The sequence below is a fragment of the Streptomyces sp. genome, assembly GCF_031181555.1.
Taxonomy (GTDB): Bacteria; Actinomycetota; Actinomycetes; order Streptomycetales; family Streptomycetaceae; genus Streptomyces; species Streptomyces fimbriatus.
In genome coordinates this window covers 1-5,367 of sequence record NZ_JAPSKQ010000267.1, presented here as the reverse complement: position 1 = coordinate 5,367, position 5,367 = coordinate 1, and the positions used below count along the sequence as shown (strand labels likewise).

Genomic DNA, 5,367 nt, shown 5'->3' with positions numbered 1-5,367 from the left:
CTGGTTGTCGTCACCAAGCGAGTGAGCAGGAACGACGAGCAGAACCAGGGCCGCGAGTACGAGGTCGACGTCGCCGACGCCGCCCCCGGCCTGCGCGTCGGCGTCCCCACCGGCCTCGGCGCCCAGGGCTTCACCGCAGGGGGGACCAAAGACATCACCGGCGACTGGGGGGCGCCGAAATGGTCGAGCGCTACCGCAGGACCGGCCTGCGCCGCGCGGGCAGGCGCACCGACTCGAGACAGCGGGCCTCCGCGCTGTCCATGGTCCGCTCGACTGCCCGGCGCCTCCTGCGGAACACGGCTCGGGGCGGGGCGCGCCGGTCGGTGGTGTCAGGCCCGGCCGGGATCGAGGCCGAGAGCGGTTTCGGCGTCCGATCCGCCCCATCCCCGCGGGGTGCGCCACAGGACGTGGACGCCGAAGACGTCGTGGACGGTGGCGGCCGACCAGTCCTCGGCGGGCTGCTGGGACAGCACCAGGTAGAGGCGGTCGGCGGCCGTCGGCAGGCTGTGGTTGATCTCGTGGAGGCGGGCCGCTCCCGAGCGGAGGTCGGCGTACGTGGACAGACCGGCGCCCAGGACCTCGTAGAGGAAGCGGCCGTGCTCGGTGGTGCAGCTGACGTCGACGACCGGTGAGTCGGCCTGCGGCTGCCGGTCGGCTCGCAGCAGGGCCGCCATCAGCTCGAAGCGCACCGCCTCATGGGTCTTGCAGGTGCGGTCGGCCGCGGCCGAGGTCTCCAGGAACCGGAGCAGGTCCGTGCTCGGCCCGGCCGTCGGTTCGGACGTCGGTGCGACGGTGCCGGTGGTGGTGCTGGGCATGGGGCGGTTCTCCTCCGGCTCGGGCCGCTCGGGCCGTTCGGGCTGCTGTGGCGGTGCGGACGGTTCGGTCCGCCCGGACGGTGCGGGCTCGGGGGGCCGTGCGGCGGCGGGCCCGGTGTCCCGGGTTTCCTCCACCGGGCGGCCGGCGGTTCCGGCCACGAGGCGCTGTTCCAGCGTCCGGCGCGCCTCGGCCAGGGCCTCGGCCCAGCCGCTGCGCTGCAGCTCCGTCCGGAACCGGTCCAGGTCGGGGGCGTCCGAGGCGAGTGCGCGGTTGGTGTTCGCGGCGAGGTCCCGCAAAAGGCCCAGGCGGTCCCGGTCCGGGGAGCCGAGGACGCGCCAGACGTCCAGCCAGTCGTGCTGGTCCAGGCGCAGGCAGCGGTTGGCCATGCCCTTGAGTTCCGACAGCCGGGCCCGGGCGTCGTCCGGGACGCTGCCGTCGGCCAGCTCCCCGACGACGGTGAGCGCGTCCACGTACCGCTCGGCCATGGTGGGCGAGATGGGCCTGCGTCCGCGCTCGTCGACGGTGACGAAGGTGACGTTGGAGGCGTGGCGCAGGACCCAGGCGTCCACCTCCGCCCCGGTCTCGGGAGGTGTGGAGCCGTGGCGCACGGCCAGAAGCAACGGGCGGTCCGTGGCGGGCGAGACCGCCTCGACCTTGTAGTTGCCGCCGGTGGCGTGGCCGACCACGCGGACCTTGATGTCGGTGCCGATCTCGGGGGCGTTCCCCGCCGCCGTGGCCGGTCCGGCGGCACTGCCGGCGATCCCGTCGGTGCCGGTGGGCCGCTGTTCCGCGGAGCCCGCGGTGCCGGTGTTCGTGAGGGCCTCCGGAAGCGGTGCGGTGTGCAGGACGGTCAGGGTCTGGGTGCTGCGGGTCAGCGCGATGTAGAGCTGGCGCAGGCCGGCCGGGCCGCGAGCGGCGATGGTGGCGGGTTCCACCACGAGGACGTGGTCGTACTCCATGCCCTTGGCCTGGGCGGCGGCCAGCACGGACACCGCCTCGCGTTCCTGCTGCGTGAGGCCGGGAGCCTCGTCGAGGTGGCGGGCGATCTCGTCGAGCCAGCCGGAGTCGTCGGGGACGATGACGGCCACCGAACGCAGGGTGCGCCCGTCGCTGCTGCCGAGGAGGCGGACGGCCTGGGCGACGGTGTCGTCCAGGAGCCGCCACGGCTCGGTCGCGATGGTCCGTACAGCGCCTTCGCCGGCCTCGCGCACCGCCTGCGGGTACGGCAGCGAGGGAGCGACCGTGCGGGCCAGCGGCGCGACGAACTCCATGATCTCGGCGGGCACGCGGTAGCTGGTGGTCAGTTCGGCCACGCGCCAGTCACCGTGGTCGGACAGCAGAGCGCCCAGTTCCTCCCAGTCCGTGTGCACACGCGGACCGGTGGCCTGGGCGAGGTCGCCGAGGACGGTCATGGAACCGCCCCGCGCGACGCGCCGACGCAGGGTGCGGGCCTGCATGGGGGTCAGGTCCTGGGCCTCGTCGACGACGATGTGGCCGTAGCGGCGCGGAATCTCGCCGGTGATGAGATGGCGGAGTTCCTCCAGCAGGACGAGGTCGTCGAGGGTCCACCGGTCGGCGTCGGCGGTGGCGGCACGGGGGCGGTGCAGGGCGGTCTGCTCCTCGTCGTCGAGGACGCCCTCGGCGCAGGCGCGCAGCAGGTCGGGCGAGTCGTAGAGACTGCGCAGGGCCTCCAGGGCGCCGGGCGAGGGCCAGACGCGGTCGAGGAGGCGTTCCACCTTGCGGTTGCGTTCCAGGCTGCGGCGGATCGTGCCGTCCGCTCCGCGGCGCGGGGCGACGGCGACGAGTTCGGCCAGGAGGCGGTCGACGAGCAGGCTGCGGAAGCGGTCGCGGCGCTCGCGGTGGGCACCGTCACCGCCGCGCGCCTCGGTGAGGAGGGCGAGCACCTCGGAGCGCGGCACGCGCAGGGTGGTGCTGCCGGCGGTGACGGTGAACGCCGGCTCGTCGCCCTCGAAGGAGGAAGCGGTGAGGAGGGCGTCGAGGGCCTCGGGGCGGCACTCTCGCTCGACCCGCCGGCGCAGGACGGCCGCCATGCGTTCGTCGGACTTCACCAGCCGCGCCCGCGGGGTGTCGGTGCCGAGGATCTCGCCCTCCCACAGGCGGGTCAGCTGGACGGCGTTGACGTCGCGGGTGCCGAGGGTGGGCAGCACCTGGCCGACGTAGTCGAGGAACCGCTGGTGGGGGCCGATGACGAGGATGTCCGAGGCCGTGAAGTGGTCGTTGTTGACCAGCCAGGTCACGCGGTGCAGGCCGACCGCGGACTTGCCGGTGCCCGGCCCGCCCTGTACGACGAGGATGTCGGTCGGCGAACCCGTGACCAGGGCCATCTGGTCACGGCGGATCGTCTCCACGATGTCCCGCATCCGGCCGCTGCGCGAGCGCTGCAGCTCGCGCAGGAGGAAGTCGTCCGGCTGCAGGGGCTTGCGGCGCTGGATACGGGCGATGTCGGCAGGAGTGCGGACCGGCGGGTGCCCCCCGCGCTTGGCGGTGCCCGGCCGCCCGGCCGTCGTGGCGTCGTCGGCGGCCGGCCTCGGCGCGGGAACGAGACCTGCATCGGGGGCGGCCTCGGAAACGGTGCCGGAGAGCGCTCCGGGCACGGCGATCTCGTCGGAGTAGTCCTCGACGACACGCTCCGCGCAGCGCAGCCGCCGCCGCAGGACGACGTCGCCCGGCGCCTCCGGCTGCGCCTCGAGCCACTTGACGGCCATATCGCTGGTCCAGAGGACGACGACGGTGTCGCGGGTCCGGACGTCGGAAACGGAACGTCGGCCGACGTACCAGGGCCGGGGTTCGCCGCCGGGCTCCTCCGGCGCGTCGACGCGGGCGAAGACCAGCGACTCACCTCCGAGGTTGCCGTAGGCGGCCGCCCTCTGCTCCGCGTCCTTCCGGTTGGCGATGCCGTCCTTGCCGCTGGCCGATGCCGTGGCGGCCGCTGTCCCGTTCATCTCGGCCAGCCGCGCCTCGTAACAGGCGTACGCGTGGTCCACCGCCTTCTGCTCGAGGGCGATGACGTCGTCGCGTGTGGTGGTGCTCATGTGCTTTCCCTCCCTTGCGGCGTCCCACAGAACGCCGCTACGGGCATACGCCCGTCCCCGGCGATATGCCTATCAGAAATCGGACGGTGACGAACGGTCCGGAGCCCACATCGGGGGGCCGGTTCCGGCACCGACTCCCCGACCTCCACCCGCCGGACGCGGACCCGGTACGTGCGCGGGGCCGATCTCGTACGGGTGGTAGTGACATCCCGGAGACAAACCCGCAGGTCAGCAAGACTGCTCCCGCACCTGCGGGAATGGCCCCCTCGGCCGTCGATGCGAAGCGGCGGCCGGGCCCGGAGCGGGTTCTACGATGGGCCGGTGACCGAGACACTGCCCCCTGTGGGCATTGACCTCTTCGACGTCGAACGGCTCCTGCTGACCGAAGCCGCGGAGCCGCCGCTGCCGCCCCAGGACGCTGAGGCCCGGGACCGGGTGTGGGACATGGCCGTCCGGGCCAACCCCGCCCTCTTCGACGGACCTGTGGCGGCGTGTGGGGGACTGGAACGGATCGGCCCGCGCGTCCTGCGCCTGTCCTGGGTGCGTGTGACCTACCGGCACTACGCCTTGCGCCGCGTTCCCGGCGCCACCGCACTGCCCTCGTTGTTCGTGAACGTCGTCCAGCCGACCGACGACGGCCGTGTGCTGGCGGTGAGGATGTCGTCCTCCACGGACGCCCCGGGCCGCTGGCAGTTGCCAGGGGGGTCCGTGGAGCCTCCCCGGGACGGGGCGGTGCTGGACGAGTCGGCACTGGCCGGCCAGGCCGCGCGGGAGCTCGCCGAGGAGTTGGGGGCCTGCGTGGCCGCCGAGAACCTGAAGCTGTGGGTCGTCACCCGCGGCGAGAACGGCAGCATCGGCCTGACCCACCTCGCCCCGGCCCTTCCCGAGGCGACGCTGCGCGCGGACTTCACCGCTGCTGCGGCAGCCGAGCGCGCCCAGGGCCGCGAACCCGAACTCGACGACATCGCCCTGGTGCGCTCGGCTGACGAACTGGCCGGTCTGGCCGGTCCGCACGCGGACTACCTGGAGCCGATCGTCCGCCGCTTCCTCGGGTGCCGCTGAGATCAGGCGCCGGCGAGGAAGTCGCGCCCCCCGTTCGTCGAGGTCGGCCACGCACCGCAGGCCACGGGCCCGGGAGCGCGCGAGGTCGCTACGGCGTCGTCGACTTGGCTGGGCACAAGGTGCGTGGGGCCGGGCCGGCGTCGGGGCGATCGCCCCGGGCGCTCGGCACGTCAGCCGAGTTGACAACGCCTGCCACACGGACCGGCGACCGCCTGGTCCCATGACCTTCAGCGGACTCCCTGGCTTCGTACCGTCACCCATCGCCTTGCGCCGCCGGAATCCTTCCCGCAGGACGACCCGGAGGCCCGTTCCCGGTATGCCGTAGGTGACGGTGCCCGACGAGCGCGCGGTGAGGACCTCCCAGCCGTTCGCCGACCTGGGCTCGTTCCACGAGGCGTCGGCGGCCTGGGCGGTGCGGGGAGCGAGAAGGCCCTCC

Annotated in this window: 2 protein-coding genes; one reads left to right on the top strand and one right to left on the bottom strand. The window is 73.7% G+C overall.

Going from position 1 to position 5,367, the window contains the following annotated elements:
- Nucleotides 1-329 precede the first annotated feature (329 nt).
- Entirely contained in the window at nucleotides 330-3,869 is a 3,540-nt protein-coding gene (locus RIM90_RS30295) for a UvrD-helicase domain-containing protein (RefSeq protein WP_309063941.1), read from the bottom strand.
- Nucleotides 3,870-4,190: 321 nt separating this feature from the next.
- On the opposite strand from RIM90_RS30295, the gene RIM90_RS30290 reads away from it, so the two are divergent.
- On the top strand, nucleotides 4,191-4,931 hold the full coding sequence (locus tag RIM90_RS30290) for an NUDIX domain-containing protein (RefSeq protein ID WP_309063940.1): 741 nt from the start codon (nucleotides 4,191-4,193) through the stop codon (nucleotides 4,929-4,931).
- Nucleotides 4,932-5,367: the final 436 nt, after the last annotated feature.

What these genes read in the sequence shown, in the direction of transcription:
- RIM90_RS30295 (WP_309063941.1), bottom strand. Translation starts at nt 3,869, where the DNA reads ATGAGCACCACCACACGCGACGACGTCATCGCCCTCGAGCAGAAGGCG.